This is a genomic window from Lacticaseibacillus sp. 53-4 (assembly GCF_016861805.1).
Taxonomy (GTDB): domain Bacteria; phylum Bacillota; class Bacilli; order Lactobacillales; family Lactobacillaceae; genus Lacticaseibacillus.
Map to the genome: position 1 here is coordinate 67,373 of NZ_BOLT01000008.1, position 21,787 is coordinate 89,159.

Annotated in this window: 24 protein-coding genes; 19 read left to right on the forward strand and 5 right to left on the reverse strand. The window is 58.9% G+C overall.

Annotation, left to right across the window (positions count from 1 at the left end; genetic code table 11):
• Positions 1-38 precede the first annotated feature (38 nt).
• The 5 genes from lepB (at position 39) to JUF21_RS05000 (ending at position 3,538) form a co-directional block, all read left to right on the forward strand.
• Positions 39-584: a signal peptidase I gene (lepB, locus tag JUF21_RS04980; protein ID WP_255559892.1), complete on the forward strand. Its 546-nt coding sequence runs from the start codon at positions 39-41 to the stop codon at positions 582-584.
• A 10-nt stretch (positions 585-594) separates the two neighbouring features.
• Positions 595-1,410 carry an alpha/beta hydrolase gene (locus tag JUF21_RS04985; RefSeq protein ID WP_239061364.1) on the forward strand — a complete coding sequence of 272 codons (816 nt, stop codon included), beginning with the start codon at positions 595-597 and terminating at the stop codon, positions 1,408-1,410.
• A 154-nt stretch (positions 1,411-1,564) separates the two neighbouring features.
• Positions 1,565-1,849, forward strand: a complete 285-nt coding sequence (locus JUF21_RS04990) for an autorepressor SdpR family transcription factor (RefSeq protein ID WP_203623969.1) — start codon at positions 1,565-1,567, stop codon at positions 1,847-1,849.
• Positions 1,836-2,495: a DUF1648 domain-containing protein gene (locus JUF21_RS04995; protein ID WP_203663287.1), complete on the forward strand. Its 660-nt coding sequence runs from the start codon at positions 1,836-1,838 to the stop codon at positions 2,493-2,495. The genes JUF21_RS04990 and JUF21_RS04995 overlap by 14 nt, the downstream gene beginning before the upstream one ends.
• A 56-nt stretch (positions 2,496-2,551) precedes the next feature.
• Positions 2,552-3,538 carry a GDSL-type esterase/lipase family protein gene (locus JUF21_RS05000; RefSeq protein WP_203623971.1) on the forward strand — a complete coding sequence of 329 codons (987 nt, stop codon included), beginning with the start codon at positions 2,552-2,554 and terminating at the stop codon, positions 3,536-3,538.
• A 74-nt stretch (positions 3,539-3,612) separates the two neighbouring features.
• On the opposite strand, the gene JUF21_RS05005 is transcribed toward JUF21_RS05000, so the two are convergent.
• Positions 3,613-4,530 carry an aldo/keto reductase family oxidoreductase gene (locus JUF21_RS05005; protein ID WP_203623972.1) on the reverse strand — a complete coding sequence of 306 codons (918 nt, stop codon included), beginning with the start codon at positions 4,528-4,530 and terminating at the stop codon, positions 3,613-3,615.
• A 165-nt stretch (positions 4,531-4,695) separates the two neighbouring features.
• On the opposite strand from JUF21_RS05005, the gene JUF21_RS05010 reads away from it, so the two are divergent.
• The 4 genes from JUF21_RS05010 to JUF21_RS05025 all read left to right on the forward strand — a co-directional run bounded on the left by JUF21_RS05010 (position 4,696) and on the right by JUF21_RS05025 (position 10,439).
• Positions 4,696-6,225: an exopolyphosphatase gene (locus tag JUF21_RS05010; protein ID WP_203623973.1), complete on the forward strand. Its 1,530-nt coding sequence runs from the start codon at positions 4,696-4,698 to the stop codon at positions 6,223-6,225.
• Positions 6,222-8,411 (forward strand): RNA degradosome polyphosphate kinase, encoded by a 2,190-nt coding sequence (locus JUF21_RS05015; protein WP_203623974.1) that lies wholly within the window; start codon positions 6,222-6,224, stop codon positions 8,409-8,411. Before JUF21_RS05010 ends, JUF21_RS05015 begins: the two co-directional genes overlap by 4 nt.
• On the forward strand, positions 8,408-9,346 hold the full coding sequence (locus tag JUF21_RS05020; protein WP_203623975.1) for a Ppx/GppA family phosphatase: 939 nt from the start codon (positions 8,408-8,410) through the stop codon (positions 9,344-9,346). Before JUF21_RS05015 ends, JUF21_RS05020 begins: the two co-directional genes overlap by 4 nt.
• 109 nt (positions 9,347-9,455) lie before the next feature.
• The gene (locus JUF21_RS05025) at positions 9,456-10,439 is read left to right on the forward strand and encodes a DUF1002 domain-containing protein (protein ID WP_203623976.1); all 984 of its coding nucleotides are present in this window, start codon (positions 9,456-9,458) and stop codon (positions 10,437-10,439) included.
• A 57-nt stretch (positions 10,440-10,496) separates the two neighbouring features.
• Here JUF21_RS05025 and JUF21_RS05030 read toward each other — a convergent pair whose 3' ends face one another.
• The 3 genes from JUF21_RS05030 to JUF21_RS05040 form a co-directional block, all read right to left on the reverse strand.
• Positions 10,497-11,000, reverse strand: coding sequence for an NUDIX domain-containing protein (locus JUF21_RS05030; protein ID WP_203623977.1), 504 nt, complete (start codon positions 10,998-11,000; stop codon positions 10,497-10,499).
• A gap of 87 nt (positions 11,001-11,087) precedes the next feature.
• The gene (locus JUF21_RS05035; protein ID WP_203623978.1) at positions 11,088-11,627 is read right to left on the reverse strand and encodes a dihydrofolate reductase family protein; all 540 of its coding nucleotides are present in this window, start codon (positions 11,625-11,627) and stop codon (positions 11,088-11,090) included.
• A gap of 72 nt (positions 11,628-11,699) precedes the next feature.
• Positions 11,700-12,209, reverse strand: coding sequence for a YbhB/YbcL family Raf kinase inhibitor-like protein (locus JUF21_RS05040; RefSeq protein ID WP_203623979.1), 510 nt, complete (start codon positions 12,207-12,209; stop codon positions 11,700-11,702).
• Positions 12,210-12,271: 62 nt separating this feature from the next.
• Here JUF21_RS05040 and JUF21_RS05045 point away from each other — a divergent pair, with 62 nt between their 5' ends.
• From JUF21_RS05045 to metG, 6 genes are all read left to right on the forward strand, one after another.
• Positions 12,272-13,048: a PHP domain-containing protein gene (locus tag JUF21_RS05045; protein ID WP_203623980.1), complete on the forward strand. Its 777-nt coding sequence runs from the start codon at positions 12,272-12,274 to the stop codon at positions 13,046-13,048.
• 12 nt (positions 13,049-13,060) lie between these two features.
• The gene (locus JUF21_RS05050) at positions 13,061-13,993 is read left to right on the forward strand and encodes a hypothetical protein (RefSeq protein WP_203623981.1); all 933 of its coding nucleotides are present in this window, start codon (positions 13,061-13,063) and stop codon (positions 13,991-13,993) included.
• A gap of 12 nt (positions 13,994-14,005) precedes the next feature.
• Complete coding sequence (locus tag JUF21_RS05055; protein WP_203623982.1) at positions 14,006-14,692, forward strand: NAD-dependent protein deacylase; 687 nt, start codon at positions 14,006-14,008, stop codon at positions 14,690-14,692.
• A 10-nt stretch (positions 14,693-14,702) separates the two neighbouring features.
• Positions 14,703-15,179, forward strand: a complete 477-nt coding sequence (locus JUF21_RS05060) for an NUDIX domain-containing protein (RefSeq protein ID WP_203623983.1) — start codon at positions 14,703-14,705, stop codon at positions 15,177-15,179.
• Complete coding sequence (locus JUF21_RS05065; protein WP_203624007.1) at positions 15,172-15,999, forward strand: DUF72 domain-containing protein; 828 nt, start codon at positions 15,172-15,174, stop codon at positions 15,997-15,999. Before JUF21_RS05060 ends, JUF21_RS05065 begins: the two co-directional genes overlap by 8 nt.
• 86 nt (positions 16,000-16,085) lie before the next feature.
• On the forward strand, positions 16,086-18,065 hold the full coding sequence (metG, locus tag JUF21_RS05070) for a methionine--tRNA ligase (protein ID WP_203623984.1): 1,980 nt from the start codon (positions 16,086-16,088) through the stop codon (positions 18,063-18,065).
• A 93-nt stretch (positions 18,066-18,158) separates the two neighbouring features.
• On the opposite strand, the gene JUF21_RS05075 is transcribed toward metG, so the two are convergent.
• Positions 18,159-18,878, reverse strand: coding sequence for a hypothetical protein (locus tag JUF21_RS05075; protein ID WP_203623985.1), 720 nt, complete (start codon positions 18,876-18,878; stop codon positions 18,159-18,161).
• 132 nt (positions 18,879-19,010) lie between these two features.
• On the opposite strand from JUF21_RS05075, the gene JUF21_RS05080 reads away from it, so the two are divergent.
• From JUF21_RS05080 to JUF21_RS05095, 4 genes are all read left to right on the forward strand, one after another.
• Positions 19,011-19,790 carry a TatD family hydrolase gene (locus tag JUF21_RS05080; RefSeq protein ID WP_203623986.1) on the forward strand — a complete coding sequence of 260 codons (780 nt, stop codon included), beginning with the start codon at positions 19,011-19,013 and terminating at the stop codon, positions 19,788-19,790.
• Positions 19,787-20,353, forward strand: coding sequence for a ribonuclease M5 (rnmV, locus tag JUF21_RS05085; protein WP_203623987.1), 567 nt, complete (start codon positions 19,787-19,789; stop codon positions 20,351-20,353). The genes JUF21_RS05080 and rnmV overlap by 4 nt, the downstream gene beginning before the upstream one ends.
• Positions 20,346-21,230, forward strand: coding sequence for a 16S rRNA (adenine(1518)-N(6)/adenine(1519)-N(6))-dimethyltransferase RsmA (rsmA, locus tag JUF21_RS05090; protein WP_203623988.1), 885 nt, complete (start codon positions 20,346-20,348; stop codon positions 21,228-21,230). Before rnmV ends, rsmA begins: the two co-directional genes overlap by 8 nt.
• A 124-nt stretch (positions 21,231-21,354) precedes the next feature.
• Positions 21,355-21,606, forward strand: coding sequence for a Veg family protein (locus JUF21_RS05095; RefSeq protein WP_125585135.1), 252 nt, complete (start codon positions 21,355-21,357; stop codon positions 21,604-21,606).
• The last annotated feature ends 181 nt before the right edge of the window (positions 21,607-21,787 follow it).

Sequence of the window (21,787 nt, forward strand, 5' to 3'; positions counted from 1 at the left end):
TTAAAGGACTCCTCAAGTGGGGCCTGATCATCATCGGCATCGGGGCCGCCATGTTCCTGATCCAGCTGGTGTTGGGGCTGTTTTTTGCCAATGCTGGGGTGACCGGCGAGTCCATGGCGCCGCACCTGAATCCGGGCGACCGGCTGGTGGTGCGCCGGCATGCCAAGATTCACCGCTTCGACGTGATCACGTTTGACAGTCCCGAAGAACCCGGCCGCGCCTACATCAAGCGGGTGATTGGGCTGCCGGGCGACACCGTGGCCGTGCGCCGCGATGTGCTGTACATCAACGGCAAACGGGTAAAGGAGCCGTTCATCACGCCTGCGTTCAAACGCAAGGTCATGGCCTTTGAGGCCAAGCAAAATGGTGAGACCGGGAACAGTCCTGCCTTTACCCCGAACTTTTCACTGGCTTCGCTCAAGGCGACGCGGACCCGCACGGTGCCGGAGGATGCCTATTTCGTGCTGGGGGACAACCGGCCGGTGTCGTATGACAGTCGTAAATTCGGGTTTGTGAAGCGGTCGAAAGTGTTCGGCGTCGTCAAGTGGCGCTACTGGCCGTTAAACGCGGTGGAAAAATTCTAAGGAGGCTTGCATGATGCAAGTGATTCGTGAAACACTGACCACGCCGTTGTCCAAGGACGCCTATTTTGACGCGTACCTGATGGATCAGTACGAGGATTTGGAACCTGATCGCGTGCGACCCGCCGCTGTAATTGCCCCGGGCGGCGGCTACGCGTTTGTTTCACCGCGCGAAGGCGAACCCGTCGCCATGGCGCTGCTGGCCAAGGGCTGCCAGGCGTTCGTGCTGCATTACAGCGTTGGGCCTGAGCACCGGTTTCCGACAGCGCTTTTGGAGCTTGCCGAGGCGGTGCGGACGATTCGCCAGCACGCGGCCGAGTGGCATGTGAACCCTGAGGCCATCATCGGGGTCGGTTTTTCTGCCGGTGGCCATCTGGTCGCAAGTTTAGGCACGCTGATTGCGCAAACGGTGCTCGCCGACTACCAGGATGATGAGATCCGGTTAAACGGGATGATGCTCGGCTATCCGGTGATCACCAGCGGTGAATTTAAGGAGCCCGGCTCGTTTGACCAGCTGATTGGGCCTGACGCTTCGCCGGCGCTGCGGTTGCAAGTGTCTCTGGAGCGGCAGGTCAGCGCACAGACGCCGCCGACTTTTCTGTGGACAACCATGACCGACGAAACCGTGCCGGTCGAAAACAGCATCCGCTTCGCCGAGGCGCTCCACGAGCACGACGTGGCCTGCGAGCTGCACATTTTTCCGACCGGCCGCCACGGCCTGAGCCTGGCCACGCGCGAAACCTGGAGCCAGCGGCACGACTACGGCAAAGAACCGGTGGTGGCCCAGTGGCTGCCGCTGTTTGCCACCTGGCTGCAACAGTTCATGTAATCGCCCTGACGTTTTCCGCGGACTCACCAAATTTCGGGTGAGCCTTTTTTTGCTGGCTAATTCGAAAATAATCTAAATAGTTGTTGACGGCACACCGCCAAGGTCTTACTATCTACTTAGATAATTATCAAAATAGAAAAACGGAGGCAGGACCATGGCAATGAGTGACACTCTGAAGGCCATTTCCGATCCGGTGCGGCGCAAGATCTTGAACCTGCTGAAGGACGAGTCGAAACCGGCCGGTGAAATCGCGGCCCAGTTCGACCTGACACCGGCGACGGTGTCGTACCACTTGAAGCTGCTCAAGCAGGCGAATTTGATCACCGAGCGGCGCGAGAAGAATTTTATCTACTACGACCTAAACGCCAGCGTGTTCGAGGAAGTACTCAGCTGGATTTACAGTTTGGGAATTGGAGGCGAGTCTGATGACAAAAAATAAATGGGTCCTGATGGCGATCACCAGCGCTGTCATCTTAGCCACGATGCTGTACGGCGCAAGTCAATACAGTGCGCTGCCGGCGACGTTGGTGACGCACTGGGGCGTCGACAATCAGCCAAACGAGTGGATGCCCAAAGCGCTGGTCGTGTACGGCTTGCCGCTGCTGATGCTGGCCGCCCACTGGTTGGCCGTTGGCACCACGTACTGGGCCAGCAGCCGTGGCAAAAGTGCGCCGCGGTTTGAACGCATCACTGTGTGGATCATTCCAGTGGTGACGGTGGTCATCTACGTGGCAACGATTCGTTACGCCCTAGGCCAGGCGGTCAACATTCGGCTGTGGGCGATTGCCGTGGTCGGCGCCATCTTCATTGTGATGGGCAACTACCTGCCGACCGTGCCGGTAAGCACGGCGCACCAAGGCTGGGTCGGGGTCGGTTATCACGTGCCGTGGCAGGTGAAAAACCCCGCCGGTGCGCTGAAGGCCATGCGCGTGTTGGGCTATGTGATGGTGGCCGGCGGCGTCTTGATGCTGGTCAGCCTGTTCTTCCCACCGGTGGTCTCCGTGGTTGCGTTGGTGCTGCTGATTGCCGCCATGATCGTGGTAATGCCGCTGAGCTACCGGTGGACGACGCGCACTGATAAGTAACGCTTGCCGAATGCTGACTACAACCGGGCTTGATTTGATAGGGAGAAGCTTTAGAAGTGGAAAAATCAGGAATTTTGTTTCATAACGTTGAACGGATCCGCGAGACCTCGGCCGGGCCGCTGCTAGACCGGGTGCCTGAAACGGTGTTTGGGCAGCTGGACGAACCGGCCACGCACACCTCGTCTGACGCCAGTGGAGTGGAGCTGCGGTTTGTGATGAAGGCGTCGACCGTCACGCTCAAGCTGGCGGTGGAAAAAGCCGCCGAGGCGCAGGTGGCCTATATTCGCTACGGCACGTTTCCAGGGACCTGGGCGGCCTCGTCGCGCATCTTGACCCCGCAGAAGACGACTATCACGATCCCGCGGCCGGAAAACCTCGCACGGTTGCAGGCACTGGCCACGCAGCAGCACTTGGCTTTTGATCCGGCGGTGGTGCGGGTTTGCCTGCCTTATTGCCGCAACTACTTTTACGGCGTCAGTGGGGACGTCGCGGTGCCAGCACCGATGCAATTGCCGCAGCGGACATACCTGGCCTACGGGTCTTCGATTACGCATGGGTCACTGGCCCTGAATCCGTTCGCGACGTATCCGCAGTTAGTCGCCGACCGGTTCAAGGCTGATCTGCTCAACTTCGGGTTTCCGGGGTCCGCGTGGTTGGAGCCTGCCGTAGCCGATTACCTGGTCGGCCGTGATGACTGGCAGTTCGCCTCACTTGAAATGGGCATCAACGTGCTTGGCGCCTTTTCGCCTGATGCCTTTCGGACCCGGGTACGACGCTTTATCGCCCCATTTGCGGCCGATCCGCGCCCGGTGGTGGCCACGGACATGGTCGTGACCGACTATCCGGAGGACCCAGCCAAAGTGGCCGCCTTCCGCCGCATTGTGCGCGAGGAAACCGTCGACAAGCTCCCGTACATCAGCGGTCTCGATCTGCTGGCCGACATGACCGCCTTAAGTTCAGACCTGCTGCATCCGACTGCTCAGGGGATGGCGCAAATTGCTGCGCACCTGGGTGATTTTCTTGCCAGCCAGGGTGTGGCCTGACAATCTGTCCACTAAAAAAACGTGGCCACTTCAACATTGAAGAGACCACGTTTTTATGCCTAATTATGGATGCATTAAGGCAAGTCGTTGCCTGCCGCAAAGTAGATGTCATACCACTCCTGGCGCGTCAGCGTGATGTCGCCGGCTTCGGCGATGTTGGCAATGCGCTTGGCGTTGGTGGTGCCGGCAATGACCTGAGTGCCTGGCACCCGGATCAGCCAGGCCGCCGCAATCGCACTGGAATTCGTGTGGTACTTATCAGCCAACTCCTGGAGTTTGGCGTTAAGCTTCGGGAACTTCGGGTTGTCAATGAAGACGCCCTCGAAGAAGCCGTACTGGAACGGGCTCCACGCCTGGATGGTCATGTCGTGCAGCTGCGAGTACTCAAGAATCGACCCATCGTGGTCAACGGAGCGGTCGTCGGTCATGTTGACATGAATACCGTTATCGATCATGCCAGTGTGGGTGACGGCAAACTGCAACTGGTTGGCGACCAGCGGCTGCTTGACCGCCTTTTTCAGCAGTTCGATCTGCATCGGGTTGCAGTTGGACACGCCGAAGTGGCGCACTTTGCCGGCGGCTTGCAGCGCGTCAAAGGCGGCCGCGACTTCTTCCGGTTCCATCAATGCGTCTGGCCGGTGCAGCAGCAGGACGTCCAGGTAGTCGAGGCCGAGGCGCTTCAGCGAGCCGTCAACGGCTTCGGTGATGTGCTGCTTGGAAAAGTCGTAGCGCTTGCCGGGCACGATGCCGACCTTGCTTTGGACGATGACGTCATCCCGGGAGAAGCTGGCGTTTTTCAGCGCCTGGCCAAACAGGGTCTCAGCCTTGCCGCCGTCGTAAATGTCGGCGTTGTCGAAAAAATTCACGCCGGCGTCATGGGCGCTTTCCAGCAGATTCGTGGCTTCTTCCACGTCCAGCTTAGTGATGCGCATGACGCCCAGGGCAACGGCGGAAACGGACACGCCGACGCCGCCAAGATTCAAATGTTTCATTGAAAAAATCCCTCCTTCAGTGGGTCTCAGCCGCAAGCGGCCGAACCAATGCTTCTTCACATTAGCACACCCGCACGGCTTTTGAAAGCTGTTACATGCGGGTCCGCCCCATTCGCAGAACGCGGTGAAAATGCTATGATTGAAACCAGAAAGAGGGGGAGTCACATGGCAGTTTCTGAACGCGGCTTTGTCGTGATCGGCGCACAGTTTGTCTTTTTCAGTATTACGGATCTGCGCACGCTCAAGGAAGTCGAGCGCGGTTCTTACCCGGTCGCCACAGGCGAGGACATTTACGCCACCCACGAGATCGAGCCGGAAACTGTCGATCAGCTGGTGGTGGCGCTTCAGACCATCGATCGGCTGATGAAGGACTACGGCGTCCGCGACGTGCAAGTCGTCGGCAGCCACAGCTTCTTCGAGGCGGAAAACGCCCAGTTCATTCGTGATCAGCTGCAAAGCCGCACCGGCTTGGTGGTGTCGACACTGACACTGTCGGAAGAGTCGTTCTACCGGACGCAGGCGGTGCTGGGCAAGTTTCCGAATTTCAACCAGGTCACCAAAGACGGCACGGTGCTGATCGATATTTCCAGCGGCTCGGCCGAGCTGACCGCCTTTGCCGACGGGGACTTCGGGTTTTCGCGCAACCTGTCGCTCGGACCGCTCCGTGTGTTCGAGGTGATGGCCGATTTGCAGCGGACGGTGCCCAATCCGGTCGAGGTCATGCGCGACTTCATCGATTCGCGGCTGGCGGATTTTATGCGCCTGCTGCCCAAGAATCAGCATTATCCGCATGTGATCTTGATGGGTTCGGCCCTGTCGGTGTTCAGCGCCTTGATCCCCACCGGCGCCGACACTGTGGAAATCGACCGCGACGGCTTCAAGCTGCTGTATCAGGAAATCACTCATGCGTCGGACCAGTATCTTAGCGAACAGTACGACCTGACGCCGACGGAAATCGCGCAGGTGCTGCCGACGGTGCTGCTGGTCTACCGCCTGATCAAGTCGCTGAACTCGGATGAGATCTGGATCTCGGACCTCAAGCTGCTGGACGGCCTGGAGGTCAACGCGGCGTCTGAGGCGGGCTCCAAGGCCGTCAACATCGATTCGGACCACGAGATTCTGATCTCCGCGCGCAACCTGGCGGAGCGGTACATGGTCGATCCCAAGCACCGCGACTTCACCGTGAAGTACGCGCTGCAGCTGTTCGACCGGCTGAAAAAACTGCATGGGCTGGGCAAGCGTGAGCGCCTGCTGCTGGAGATTGCGGCCACGGTGACCGACGTTGGCGCGTACGTGGACACCCACAAGCACTACGAGCACTCGGACTACATTATTCAGGCCTCGGAGCTGATCGGGCTGACTGCGGCCGAGCAGCGGATGGTGGCGACCATCGCGCGCTACCACTCCAGTGACACGCCTCAGACAGATTTGTCTGATTTAACCGAGCTGAATGCGAACCGCCGGCTGGTGATCGCCAAGCTGACCGCACTGCTGCGGGTGGCCGACGCCCTGGACGCCTCGCGCCAGCAGAAGATTGAAAAGCTGCGCGTCTCTCTGCAAAAAGACCGCGTGCTGCTAACGGTCACCGCGAGTGATGACGTCGAACTGGAGCGCTGGTCGCTGCGGACCAAAGGGGCGTTTTTTGCCGCTGTGTACGGGCTGCCGATTGAATTGAAAGGAAAGACTCGGCTATGAGCAAAAAAGGTGTCGATTTCGCAGATCCCAAGCATTTTACCAACCGCGAGCTAAGCTGGCTGGCATTTAACGACCGCGTGCTGGAAGAGGCGCGCGACAAAACCAATCCGCTGCTGGAACGCGTGCGCTTCTTGGCGATCACGCAAAGCAACCTGGACGAATTTTTCAACGTGCGCGTGGCCAGTTTGCGCAAAATGGTCGCCGTTAATTACGGCGAGCCGGACGCGGCAGGGCTGACGCCATCGCAGCAACTGGCGGGCATCGCCAAGGACGCGCACGCGATGGTGGAGAAGCAGTACTCGACCTGGACGCGCTCGCTTTCCCCACGGCTGGATGAGCTGAACATTCGGCTGCTGACACCAGACCAGCTCTCACCGCGCCAGGTGGAATTTTGCCGCGACTACTTTGAGCAGGAGCTGTACCCGGTCCTGACCCCGATGGGCGTTGACCCGACGCGGCCGTTCCCGTTTTTGGCCAATAATTCACTCAACCTGGCGATCAGACTGCAGCGGCCAGAAGACGAAGGCAAGGACGATAAGGACGAGAAGAACCGCAGTTTTGCCATGGTTCAAGTGCCGGATGTCTTTCCGCGCGTCCTGCGGCTGCCAGACGGCGACAACGACTTCATTTTGCTGGAAAATGTCATCAGCAAGCACCTGGGCGCTCTGTTTGTCGGCGCGAAGATCCGCGAAACCGCGCTGTTTCGGGTGACGCGCGACATGGACCTCGATGTGGCCGAAGAGGACGCGTCCGACCTCATGAAGGAGATCCAGTCCCAGCTGAAAAAGCGTCAGCGCGGCAAAGTGATGCGCCTGGAAATCGACGCGGACATGAGTAAGTACTTGAAAAAGCGCCTGATCAAAGGCCTGGGCGTGGAAAAGGAAAACGACATCTACGCCATCAAGGGCCCCATCGATTTGAACGTGCTGTCCAAGCTGGTCAAGCAGGTCCGCGGCCATGACGAGCTGCTTTACCCGCCATTTACGCCATACCTGGACCAGCATCTGGTCTCTGGCAATTTGTTCGATCAGATTCGCGACCACGACATTTTCATGCAGCACCCGTACGACTCGTTCACGCCAGTGGTGGAATTCATTCACCAGGCCGCCCAGGACCCGCAGGTGCTCGCGGTGAAAATGACCCTGTACCGTGTGTCGTCCAAGTCGCCAATCATTTCTTACCTGAAGCTGGCCGCGCAAAATGGCAAGCAGGTGACCGTGCTGGTCGAACTCAAGGCGCGCTTTGACGAGGAAAACAACGTGCACTGGGCGCAGGAACTCGAGCGGGCCGGCTGCCATGTCATCTACGGTCTGGTCGGGCTCAAGACGCACAGCAAGCTCGCTTTAGTCGTACGCCGCGACGAGGACGGCATCCGCCGCTACATGCACATGGCGACCGGGAACTACAACGATGTCACTGCGCGCGTCTACACAGACATGGGGCTGTTCACCGCCGACACCGAAATGGGCACCGACGCCTCGAACATTTTCAACATGCTGTCTGGTTTCTCGGAGCCGGCGTACTTCAACAAGCTGGTGATCGCGCCGCTGGGCATTCGCGACTTTCTGAAGGAGCGCATCGCCGAGGAGATCAGCGAGGCCAAGGCGGGCCGGCCAGCCGAGATCCGCATGAAAATGAATTCGCTGTCCGACACTGAGATGATCTTGGCGCTGTACCAGGCGTCTGCGGCCGGGGTGAAGATTCACCTGCTGGTGCGCGGTATCTGCAATCTCAAAGTCGGCATTCCGGGCGTTTCGGACAACATCACAGTGCACTCGATCGTCGGCCGGTTCTTGGAGCATAGCCGCATTTACTACTTTTACGCCGGCGGGGCCGAGCACCTGTACTTGTCGTCAGCCGATCTGATGAAGCGCAACTTATCACGGCGGGTGGAGCTGCTGTTCCCGATTCTGCAGGACGACATCCACGCCCGCATCTTGCAGATTTATCAAACCCTGTGGGACGACAACGTGAAAACGCGGGTGCTCCAGCCCGACAACAGCTGGGCTCGCGTCGACCGTCGCGGCGTCAACCCGCAAAACGCCCAGGCGACCTTCCTGGCAGAGGCTGCGGCTAAAACTGTGGCACAGGCTGCCAGCAAGCAGGAACAAGCCCCGGCGGATCCGACCAGCGCGCGGCACTTCACGCCGCTGACGGCCCCGCTGGATGAGGAGGAGACTAAATGACCTATTACGGCGTGATCGACCTGGGCTCCAATTCGGCGCGGCTTTCGATTTGGCAAATCGATGCCAACAACAATCCCAAGGAAGTCGTCAAGCTCAAGGACATGGTGCGCCTGTCTGAGGGGATGGGGCCGGTGCGCACGCTGAAGGAGCCGGCAATCGCGCGCACCATTGCGGCCCTCAAGCGCTTTGGCGAGGCCATCAAACCCTTTGCGCCGCTGACGCTGGAGGTGCTCGCCACGGCGGCCACGCGCAATGCCGTCAATCAAAAGGCCTTTGTGGCGCGCGTCCAGGCTGAAACCGGGCTGGCGGTCACGGTGATCACCGGCGAACGGGAGGCCGAGCTGGACTACCTGGGCGTGGTCAACACGCTGCCGATTCAAAACGCGCTGATTATGGACACCGGCGGCGGGTCGACCGAGCTGGCCTTGGTGCAAAACCGCAAGCTGATCCACCGGGTCTCGCTGCCAGTCGGCGCGGTCAATCTGTCCGAGCAGTACATCCAAGCAGACCGGGTGACGCCGGCAGAGCTGTTCAACCTGACCACCTCGTTTACGACAATGCTTAACGGCATCTGGTGGCTGCGCAAGGCGCTCAACTTGCCGATCGTGGCTTTGGGCGGCTCCAACCGCACGTTGGCCAAGATTCAGCGGCGACGTGAGGGGCTCGGCAGCTACGAGGACATTCACGGCTACCGCATGTCGACCGTCGCGGCCAACGCGATTTACGCCGACATTCTGGGCAAGGACCTTGCCGAGCGCAAGGAGGTGCCAGGGCTTTCCCGTGAGCGGGCCGATATCATCATCGGCGGGTTGACACCGGTGATCACCATGCTGCGCTACATCGACTGCGATCGCCTGCTGTTTTCCCAAAACGGGCTGCGCGAAGGGGCGCTGTACACGTACCTGAACCAGGCCGAGGCGGCCATCGCCGACTAACAGAACTGTCACGGATTGCCAAAGCTTTACTTAAAAGCCGACCAAATGCGCGTGCATCGGGTCGGCTTTTGGTATAAATAGGGTATCAATCACGAATGGAGCAATTATCATGAAAAAATGGTTACTTGCACTTGCTGCTGCTGCCGCGCTTGCGGTGGGCGTCAGCGTCAGCCAAAGCACGTCGGTGCACGCCGATGAAACCTGGACGCCGGTGGCGACGCTGGGGGTCTCCCTGACGCCAGATCAAAAGTCCGGCACGCTGAGTACTTTGGAAAACGCCGCGAACGTGTCGAATGTTTCCCAGCTGACGGTGAACGGCAGCACGCTGGTCAAGTACCTCAACCCGGCCGGCTCGTCGTTTACGGCGAGCTCCGGGGTCTGGTCCAGCGCGCTGGTGCAAAAAACCAGCAGCGGCGGGATCAACGTCCAAATCGTCAATTACAATGGCGTCAACAATATCACGACCATTACGGCTGACCAGTACCGCAACGCGGCGTTGACCGCCGGTGTCACCAACGCCAACATTTTCATCACCAGTGCGGTGCGGATCGACGGGTCTGGCGCCTTGGCCGGGGTCTACGCGGCCTTTGCCCAAAACGGCGAGACGCTGAATTCGGCGCAAATCGCCGCGGCTCAGGATGAGGTCAACACGCTGTCCGGCATCACGCAGGCCAACAAGGACCAAAGCGGGTACTCCGACAAGCAGCTGAACAATGCCGTCGCGGGGATGAAGTCCCAAATGGCCAGCCAGAGTAACAACGGCAGTCAGACGCTGTCGCAAAACCAAATCGGCAATATCGTCGACAGTCAGCTGAAGCAGAACAACCTGACCCAGATCATCAACAACAACCAGCGGACGCAAATCATCAATTTGCTGGTGAAGATTCAAGATTCTGGGGCGTTGAAAGGCAACGATTTTAAGACCCAAGCCAATCAGCTGGCGTCCAGCATCCAAAACAGCGCCAAGGGCCTGTTCAGCAAGCTGAAGAGCTTGGACACCCCGGAAAATCGCAACTTTCTGCAGCAAATTTGGGACAGCATCGTCAACTTCTTCCAGACCCTGGGCGACTGGATTCAAAGCCTGTTTAGCTAGCCAAATCAAAATCGCCTCACGGCCTTGCACGAAACTGTGCGACCGTGAGGCGATTTTTTAGTGTTGCCTGGCCTGTTGGACCACTGCGGCCCAGTCGGTACTGCTGCCGCTTAACCGAGCAGTGGCCTCAGGAATTGGGAGCAGCGCCACTGCCGCGACTTCGGTTGACTGAAGAATGAGCTGCGCCACGGTCAGCCCGGGAACAGTGACCTGGTACACGACCTCGACCCAAGAAGCGTGCCACAGGGTCGCGACTGGCGACTGGTGGGTAAAGTCGGCGGTAATACCGAGTTCTTCTTGCAGTTCGCGCGCCGCCGCCTGGGCACTTGATTCACCGCGCAGCGCAGACCCGCCGGCGGCCAGGTCCCAGCAGCCTGGCCGGTGCAGCTTGTGCGAACTGCGCCGCTGGATTAACAGCTGACCGGTATCATCGAATACCAGAATCGCGACGGTCAGGTGAAAAAGACCTTGCGGGACGGCGTCTTTGCGCAGCTGGGCGCCAACAATGTGAAAATGCCGGTCATAAAGATCCCAGGGTTCGTTTAACTTATCGGTGACCATTTGCCGCCTCCTCTCATGGAACACCGAGTTTACACTCTGGTGGCTGCGGACGCAAAAAGCCCCTGCGCGGGCAGGGGCTAGTCGTGCTTATTCTTCAGACTTTTTGCAGACCTGATAGGTGAGTGTCACGACCTGGTCGTGTTGAATGGTCGTCTCCAGCTTCAGTGGCACGTCGTGGAGATTGGTCGACACGAGGCTGATGCCATCGCCCAGCAGCACTGGTGCAATGGTGATGGTCAGTTTATCAATCAAGTCGGCTTTTAGCAGGTCGGTGAAAATATCCGCGCCACCGACCAGCCAAATGTCACCGCCTTTTTTCGCCTTGAGCTGACGGACAAATTCAGGAATGTTGCCGGCCACCACCGTGGTAGGGTCGTCCGTGTCGTGCAGCGTGGTCGAAAAGACGTAGGACTCCTTATCCTGGTAAGGATAAGTGCCAGCCAGCTTCAGTGCACGCTGATAGGTTTTACGCCCCATGAGCACCGTGTCCACATTTTGGTAGAAGCCTTGGTAGGCATCGTCGCCCGCGTTAGAGTTCAGCTTGCGGAGCCATTCGGTGCTGCCGTTTGGTTCGGCGATGAAGCCGTCCAAACTTTCGGTCAGGTACAAGATCACATTGCGAGACATCCAACCACCCTCTTCTGTTTGATTACGTTAATTGTATCACAAAAGAAAGCGGTTTCTCACTGTTTCCAGAACTTACTGGCGGGACCACAGATCTTGGCTGACTTGTGCCAGAATGTGCCCCTGCATCGCGTGCCGCAAGTCAGACAGCCAGTAGCCGTTTTGCAGCGCGAGGGTCGTGTCAAGCGCGAAAACCGTCAGGGTGTACGCGTGATCGGCATTCGGCGGCTGCGGGCCGACATAGCCGGTGGCGGTGACGGGATCGGTGCTGCCGACCAGGTGACCAGACGTGGAGTTGTGGCCCTGAACCATTTTCAGTGTGCCTTGGTGGCTGGCGTCATCGGGGATGAGCGTGGTGCCTGCGGGGATGTTGGCCGCGGTCCAGTGGATCCACGGAAAGCCGGAAACGGGCACGGCATCGTAATCGATCAGCCATAGGGCAAACGACTGTGTGCCTGCTGGCGCCTCGCTGATTGTGATGGGGAAGCTGCGCGTTGGCGTGCCCTGGTGCTTATCGCTTTCGACTGCATACTTGCCGTAGCGATCGGCGAGGTAACCATTAATCGTGGGAACTGTTACTTTCATTGTTTATTGCCTCCTGTTTGCGTTAACTTAAGAGTAACACGAACCGGGAGGGCAGGCTTACAATGGAATATGACCAGCACGTGCACACCTATTTTTCGTTCGATTCTCAGGCCCAATTTGAGGATTACCTGAACCAAACCGAGCGGCCGTTCATCACGACGGAACACCTGGAGCTGAGCAATCCCGAAGACCGCGCCAGCGATGACGAACCAGACCAAGCCGCCTACACGGCCAAGCTGCAGGCATTAAAGCGGCGTTATCCCAACCGGTTCTTGCGCGGGATCGAGTGCGGGTACTTTGCACCGCGCCAGGCGGACCTGCAACGCTATTTGCAGGCGCAGGACTTTGACCTGGTGCTGCTGAGCTTTCACCATGATGGGCGGTACGACTACCAGGATCCACACTTTAAAACAGTCGACCGGAAACGGCATGTGCAGACCTACTACGACCGCATGCTGGCCGGACTGCAGAGTGCACCGTTTGGGGATGTGCTGGCGCATTTTGACTACGCCCTGCGCGTGCTAGACGTGACACCGGCGCAGCTGGAAGCCTGGGTCAAGCCCCAGCTACACGCCATTTTGGCGCTGGCCGTGAAGCGCGGCATGGCGTTTGAGGTCAACACCAAATCCATGTATCAGTGGGGCAATGCCGCCTTGTACGAGCTGGTGCTGCCTTGGTACCGGCAGGCGGGCGGCGAACTGGTCACCTTGGGCTCTGACGCTCACACCGCCGATAAATTTCAAACTGGGTTTGCGGAAGCGAAGACGCTGCTGCGCCGAAGCGGGTTTTCGCAGGTGGCCTTATATCAGCACCACCGCCCGCACCTGACCGCATTTTAGGAGGGAAAACACATGAATGAACAAGTCAAATTACTGCTGGATGACGTGAAGCAGCATTATACCATGCCGGTGGACGTGGTGATCGACGGCCCGGCGTCTGGCGTCTTGACCCACACGCAGTCGGCGCAAAAGCTGCTCGCCAATGGCCATTTGGAGCTGAAGGTAGCGGACACCACCAATGTCGATTACACGCTCAGCCACGAGCTGCTGCACATGAAGCTGGTCACCGCCGGCTTTTCACCGCTGCAGTACCGGCTGGCCACCGGCGATCCAGACGTCGACCAGCAGTTCTTTGCCGTTGGCACTTCGCTTTACGACTCGGTGATGCACGTGCAAATTCGCGCCGAGCAGGCCAAAATGGGGCTGTTGACCGGGGAGACCATGAAGCAGCTGGGGGCCGGGGTCACGGCGTCGCTGCCCGATGACCCGCGGCCGGACCAGCTGGTGTACTGCATCATGACGCTGCTGGACGCCTTGGTCATGTTTGAGGGCGGCAGCAAGCCCCAGCTCAAGTACTGGCAGGCCAATTTCCCAGATGCCTTGCCGCTGGCCCAGGAGCTGTACGCGACCATCACGTCGAAGAGCACGGCGACCCCGTTTGATTTTCGCCGCATGGTGGTGCGAATCTGGCGGCAGTTCGACCAGATCCTGCAAAAGCATGGCTTCCAGGAAACGGCCAACGCGGAGTTTGCGACGCTGCCGCCGATCCTGTCCGAGCGGCAGCTGCGGCTGAACTTGAATCAGACCTACGAGATCTTGCACAGCGAAATGACGGATCGCGCGACCAAAAAACGCGCCTATGTGGCCATGGGCAAGGGCGACCAGCAAAATGCCTTTGTCCTGCCGCTGGCCGACCTGTCTTCGGAAGGGTTCCAGCAGCTGTATCAGACCCCGCTGAAAACGGTACTGCTTCAGTATCAGGTGGATTACGCGATCCGCGATTAAAGGAGAGTCAGCATGTTTGATCTTAAACAAGCAATTGCCGAGGCGAAGTTTGTGACCTTCATGACTGGCGCTGGCGTGTCGACGGCGTCCGGTATTCCGGATTACCGCAGCAAGGGCGGGCTGTATTCCGATCTGGCCAGTCCGGAAGAGGCGCTGTCCGACGAGAACCTCAGGCAGCACCACGCGGCCTTCCACGACTGGGTCGTCAAGAAAATGTATTACCCGGATGCTAAACCGAACGTGATCCACGAGAAAATGGCCGCCATCACGAACGCAAAAGGGGCCATTGTCACGCAAAATGTGGACGGCCTGCACCAAAAAGGCGGCGCCAAGCACGTCATCGAATTTCACGGCAATCTTTACAATATCTTCTGCCAGACGTGCGGCAAGCACTTTGACTACCAGACCTACCTGCAGTCGGATGTCCACCAGGAAGACGGCGGCATCCTGCGGCCAGGAATCGTGCTGTACGGCGAGCCGATTGACCCGGATGTCGTGGAACGGGCTGTTTTGGCCATCAGCCAAGCCGACCTGCTAGTAGTGGTGGGCACCAGTTTTCAGGTGTACCCGTTCGCCGGTTTGATCAGCTATGCCAAGCCAGGTGCGGTGCTCGCGGCGGTCAACCGCGAGCCGATCGCGCTGCCGGCCGGGGCCCACATGGTCGTCGGTGATGCCGTGGACGTGTTCAGTAAGTTATAGGAGTGATCGCATGACAAAGCAGTTAACGGTCGGTTTGGTGACCACCAAAACCGGCGTGGTCCTGATCAACCGCGCAAAGCCGCCGTACCGCGGCCTGTGGAACGGGCTGGGCGGCAAGGTAGAGCCCGGCGAAACGCCGCGCGAAGGCATGGCCCGCGAGTTTCACGAAGAATGTGGGCTGGTCTTGCCGTCTGATGTGTTTAAAGCCTGCGGACTGGTGCATTGGTACGTCGACGGCGCGCTGTTAGGCGACCTGTTTTTGTTCAAGGCGGAAACCAGCCAGGAACTGACGCTGCCGATGCAGACGCGCGAGGGCATTGTGGCGGCCATGGATCCGGCATGGCTCACCGCCTCGGATAACCTGGGATTGGTCCCGGATCTGGGCGCGATGCTGCCGTACTTTGAGGCAGGCAGCAGCGTGACGACGCTGCGCTCAGATTTTGAAGGCGAGCGGTTCCTGGGCCTGAAGGCAGTCAGTGATGATTAACGTCGGGCTCACCGCGGTAGCGGATCACCCAGACTTGGCGAGCGGCCGCACTAGCAGCCTGGCGGATCTGGCGACCACGTTTCCGGTGGTGGAGCTGGACACCACGTACTACCAGGTGCCAAGCGACCAGGTCGTGAGTCACTGGCTGCAGCAGGTGCCAAGCAGTTTTCAGTTTGTGGTCAAGGCGACGGCGGCGATGTCCGCTCACAAAGTCGAAGATCCCTATGACGCTGGGGCTGAGTTCACCGGGCTAAAACGGGCGCTGGCGCCGATGCAAGCGACCGGCCAACTGGCGGCGGTGCTGTTTCAGCTGCCGCCTTATTTTGGCGTCAGTGCTGCCAACATCCGGGTGCTCAATCGGATTCGCACGCTGTACCCCGAGCTGCCGGTCGCGCTGGAGTTTCGCAACGCCGGCTGGTATTTGCCGGAGTATCGGGACCAGACGCTGGCTTTGATGCGCGAATTAAACCTGATCCACGTGGTGGTCGATGAGCCGCAAACGCCAGCCGGCAGCGTGCCGCTGGTGGCAGCGGCGACCAACTCAGAACTGTCGATCATGCGGCTGCACGGACGCAACGTGGCCGGCTGGCAGCGCGGTGGGGCCAAGTGGCGCAGCGAGCGCACTAACTACCGGTACACTCAAGAGGAGCTGCAGGCGCTGGGCCAAATCGCCAAGCAGTTGGCCAAGCAGTCCAAGCAGGTGATTGTGATTTTCAACAACAACGGTCACCATGACGCCTCGCCCAACGCGCAGCAGTTCATTAAGCTGCTGGGGCTGCATTATCAGGGCCTGGGACCCCAGCAGCTGGATTTGTTCTAACGGCCTTTTGGCCTAAATGCTATACTTGAAGGCATACGAGCATCCGGCGCCATTTCGCCGGGTGACTTTTTCAGGAGGCTCTTTCAATGTCAAAACCCACTTTTTATGTGACCACGCCGATTTACTATCCATCTGGTAAGCTTCACATCGGCAACGCGTACACGACCATCGCGGCCGACGTGCTGGCGCGCTACAAGCGTCTGACCGGCTACGATGTCTTTTTCCTGACCGGCACCGATGAGCACGGGCTGAAAATCGAACAAAAGGCCGACGCGCTGGGCATCACCCCGCAAGCTTACGTCGACGGTATGGCGGCGCAGATCAAGCAGCTGTGGAAAATGCTCGAGATCACCAATGACAAGTTCATTCGGACCACCGACAAGGAACACGTGGCGGCGGTTCAAAAAATCGTTGAGCGCCTGATCAAACAAGGCGACGTCTACCTGGGTGAGTACACCGGCTGGTACTCGGTCGAAGACGAGGAGTACTTCACTGAATCGCAGCTGGCCGAAGTCTACCGCGACAAGGACGGCAACGTCATCGGCGGCAAGGCCCCGTCCGGCCACGAGGTCAAGCTGGTGCACGAGCCGAGCTACTTCTTCAAGATGAGCAAGTACACGGATCGCCTGCTGAAGTATTACGACGAGCATCCCGACTTCATCCAGCCGACCAGCCGCAAGACGGAAATGATCAACAACTTCATCAAGCCGGGCCTGGAAGACCTCGCGATGAGCCGTACCAGCTTCAACTGGGGCGTGCCGATCCCGAGTGACCCCAAGCACGTGGTTTACGTGTGGGTTGATGCGCTGCTCAACTACATCACCGCGCTGGGCTACGGGTCGGCTAACCAGGATCTGTTCGACAAGTACTGGCCGGCCGATGTGCAGCTGATCGGCAAGGAAATCGTCCGGTTCCACACCATTTACTGGCCAATCATCCTCTTTGCCCTGGACCTGCCGCTGCCGAAAAAGATTTACGGTCACGGCTGGCTGGTGATGAAAGACGGTAAGATGAGCAAGTCGAAGGGCAATGCCATTTACCCGGAGATGATCGTCAAGCGTTATGGACTCGACGCCTTGCGTTACTACCTGATGCGCGCCATTCCGTTTGGCAACGACGGCATTTTCACGCCTGAAGATTTTATCGACCGGATCAACTTTGACCTGGCCAACGACTTGGGCAACCTGCTCAACCGGACGGTGGCCATGATCAACAAGTACGACGGTGGTGTGCTGCCGGATCTGGCCCAAACTGAGCCGACCAAGTTCGACGCTGATTTGGAGCAGGTGGCGAAGGACGCCATCGCCAAGTACGGCGACTTGATGGACAACTTGCAGTTCTCTGACGCCTTGGACGCGGCCTGGAAGCTGGTGGCCCGCGCGAACAAGTACATCGACGAAACCGAGCCATGGAACCTGGCCAAGACGCCGGAAACCAAGAAGCAGCTTGATTCCGTCATGGGGCACCTGGCCGAAAGCCTACGCCTCATCGCGCTGCTGATCCAGCCCGTGATGACCCACGCACCCAAGCAAATGTTCGAGCAGCTCGGCCTGGATCCGGCCATTGATGAGCAGGAGACCCTCGAATGGGGCCACCTGCCGGCCGGCAATAAGGTCGTTGAACAGGGCACGCCAATCTTCCCGCGGCTGGACGCCGAGGAAGAAGTCGCGTACATCAAGTCCCAGATGCAGCCGCCAAAGAAGGCCGCGACAGTCGACGAAAAGACGCGCAAGGGCGAAATCGAATGGAAGCAGTTCGACAAGTCCGAGATTCGCGTCGCCGAGATCCTGAACGTCGAAAAGGTCAAAAACGCCGACAAACTGCTCAAGTTCACGCTGGATGCCGGGGATGAAGGCACGCGGCAGATCCTGTCCGGGATCGCCGAGTACTACCCTGATTTCAAGCAGCTGGTGGGCAAGAAGGTGCTGGCGGTCGTCAACCTGAAGCCGCGCAAGCTGAAGGGGGAAATGAGTGAAGGCATGCTGCTGTCGTCTGAAGACAACAACGGCAAGGTCACCTTGCTTCAAGTGGATTCAGCCATCGAAAATGGCAGCCTGATCAGCTGATCTGGCCGCCGGATACGTCGCCTGCCGGGCGGCGTTTTTTCGTGGTTGACCGCAAAAAAGAGGCGCTGCTGGGCGCCCCTGGGGGTAAAGCGATTAAGCTTCGACTTCGACCTTGGCCTGCCAAGGCGTGGCCGTTTTGGCCAGCGGCTTGGCCAACGCGGTCAGCACTTTGGACGAGGCGAGCAGGCCGTTGACTTCTTCGCCGCTGTCATGGGCGAAGTTCAACTGCGCTTCCAGCTCGGCCGCAGTGAGCCCAGCTGCGTAGAACGCCAGCGGCAGGTCGGTCGCATCACTTTGCTGCTTGAACAATGAGGCTGCCTGGGTGCGGTCGTAGTCTGGTGTAGCCGGTGTTTTCACGAAGCCGTCAACGTGGCTGAGCGGCACCGGCGCTGGCACTGCCAACACCGTGGCACCGTAGCGCGGATCGCTGAACTCGCGGGTCATCGCGATGATTTCCTCTGGCACCGTGCCTGCCGCTTCGGGGGTGGCCAGCGCCAGCACAAAAGCCAGGTGATTGGCCTTGGCCTCGGCGCCCACGCGCTCCACCAGGGCCTTTTTGCGGTCGTTGATCACCTCATCGGCATCGGCCAAGTAAGTGAGGTGCAGCAGCACGCCGTCGCCGCCGGTTTCGGCGATGCGCAGCGCACTGAGGTCGGCTTGCAGGCCGGGCAGCCCGGCTGCATCCGCTGGCGCATCGTAGGTCATCAGCCGGCCGAGGACCTCGGTGTGGTCGGTGGTGGCGGTGAGCACCTGCTGGTGGTTGGACAAAGCCGTGAGGTGGGCGAATTGGCCCGCGGTCAGTTTGACAGACATATTGATTCCTCCCAGGACAAGATTACATTTAGTGTACGCTAGCTGGGCGCCGCTGCCACAAAAAATTTGGCCCGCGGTTTGTGGAAATTCGCTGCCCTGCGTATAATGAATTGCGACATCTAAGGAGCAACTATGAAAATTTTTGATACCCATACCCACCTGAACGATACGCCATACGCCGGCAAGGAGGCCGAGTACGTCGAAGCGGCTAAACAGCTCGGCGTTGCGAAAATGGCCATTGTGGGCTCGAATGCCGAGCTGAACGCGGGGGCCATGCGCCTTTCCCAGCAGTTCGCCAATCTTTACGCCATCGTCGGCTGGCATCCAGACGACAGCAAGGATTATGACCAGGCAGCCGAAACCCTGCTGGAAGAACAGCTCGCAGCGCCTAAGACGATTGCGCTGGGCGAAATTGGCCTGGACTATCACTGGGACAACAGCCCGCGGGAGATCCAGCGCCGCGTGTTTCGCCGTCAGCTGGCGATTGCCCGCGAGCTGCATCTACCGGTCTCGATTCACTCGCGCGACGCGTTTGAGGACAGCTATCCGATCCTTAAGGACGCCCATGTTGGCGACTTTGGCGGCATCATGCACAGCTTTACCGGGGATGCTGAGTGGGCCAGGAAGTTTCTGGACCTCGGCATGTATATTTCGTACTCCGGGATCATCAGCTTCAAAAATGCCCCGCTGGAGCACGCAAGTGTCAAGGTGGTGCCGGCAGACCGGCTGCTGGCGGAAACGGACGCGCCGTACCTGACGCCGACGCCGTACCGCGGCCGCCAGAATCAGCCGGCCTACACCCGTTACGTGGTCGAGGCCGAGGCCAAGTACCGCGAGGACACACCGGAACACATCGCTGCGTTGACGTGGACCAACGCCCACCGGATTTTCGGCTTGAAGGAGACAGAATGACGGCTTTTAAGCAAATCATCGTGGTCGAGGGCCGCGACGACACCAAGCGCCTGACTGAGGCGTTCGGCTCCATCGACACCATTGAAACGCGCGGCAGCGCCATCGATCAGGCCACCTTGGACCTGATCAAAAAGGCGCAGGCGACGCGCGGCGTCATTGTGCTGACCGATCCGGACTTCCCGGGTGAGAAGATCCGCAAAACCATCAGCGCGGCGGTGCCAGGCGTGACCCACGCCTTTTTGCCGGTCAAAGAGGCGGTGCCTGACCACAAGGGGTCGCTGGGCGTGGAACACGCCAGTCCCGCGGCGCTGAAGGAGGCCCTGGCCCATCTGGTGACGGAGCAACCTGACGCCACGCCGCTCATCCCGCGCGCGGTGTTGCTTGAGGCCGGGCTGCTCGGCGGGCCGAACGCCCGGGCGCGCCGAGAGCGGCTGGGGGACTTGCTGCACATTGGGTACACCAACGGCAAACAGCTGCAAAAGCGCCTGGCGCTGTTTGAGATCAGCGAAGACGCCTTTGCGGCGGCGCTGAAGCAGTTGAACAAGGAGGAGCCGCATGCCTGAACACGAGTACATTGCATCACCCAGCCGCACCAAGGAAATTTTGCAGCGCCACGGGTTTCGGTTTAAGAAGCGCCTCGGCCAGAACTTTCTGACCAACCCCAAGGTGCTGCAGCGCATCGTTGCTGCCGGCGGCGTGAGCGCAGCCGACGACGTGATCGAAATCGGTCCAGGGATTGGCGCCTTGACGGAGTTTTTGGCGGAAAGCGCCCACCAGGTGCTGACCCTTGAAATCGATCCAAGGCTGTTGCCGGTACTGGCGGAAACCATGGCGCCATACCCGAATGTCGCGGTGGTTGAGGCGGACGTGCTGAAGGCTGACCTGCCAGCCCTGATCGCCGAGCACTTCGACGGCCAGCACCAGCTGAAGGTCGTCGCCAATTTGCCGTATTACATTACGACGCCGATCTTGATGCACCTGATCGAGGCCCCGGTGGCCTTTGACGACATCACCGTCATGATGCAAAAAGAGGTCGCGGACCGCTTAACCGCCGCTCCCGGCAGCAAGGATTACGGCAGTCTCACCATCGGCGTGCAGCAGCGCATGGCCATTGAGGTGGCGTTCACGGTCAGCCGTACCGCTTTTGTGCCGGCACCCAACGTGGATTCGGCCATCGTCAACTTGACGAAGCGGTCGGCGCCCTTGGCCAAGATATCGGACCAGGCGGCGTTTGACCGGCTGGTCCGAGGCAGCTTTGCCGCGCGGCGTAAGACGCTGTGGAACAACCTCACCAATTTATTTGGCAAGGACGAGGCGGTGAAGGCCAAGCTGACGGCCACGCTCGCTGCGGTTGGCGTGGCACCGAGTGCCCGGGCCGAAACCCTCAGCATCCCGCAATTTGCGGCCTTGGCGGAAGCGCTAAAGGCGAACGGGCTGTAAGCTTGACCTAATCGGGAAAATTTGCGCGGTTTTCAATGATTCTCGCTTGTGTACACCCTTTTGTAATGGTATAATTGCAAATTTCTTGCAAATCTGCTAGAATGTTCACTAAGGGGTGAAGTGCATGCCAATTACATTAGCAAGCATCAAGCAGCAACTCGACGCAAAAATCGGGGAGAATTTGACCGTTGTCGCACAAGCGGGTCGCAAAAAAGTGATCCGCCGCAAAGGCACGCTGAAGGAAACTTATCCGGCAGTTTTCGTGGTCGCCCTAGACCAGAAGGAAAACTCGTTTGAGCGCGTTTCGTACAGTTATGCTGACCTCCTCACCAAATCGATCCAGATTACATTTGATGACGAAGAGCAAGCTTCATAAAAGGGCTCTTCGTCAAGTGAAGTTGAACATAATTTATGAGAGTATCTAGACCTTAATTGGTCTAGGTACTCTTTTTTTAAGCCGCCAGGTTGTGGGCTTTGGGGTTAAACCAGACACGCTCAAGGAAAATACGGTTGATAAAGTTATCCCAGTTTTTATAACCATAGGCAGTGTTCTTGAT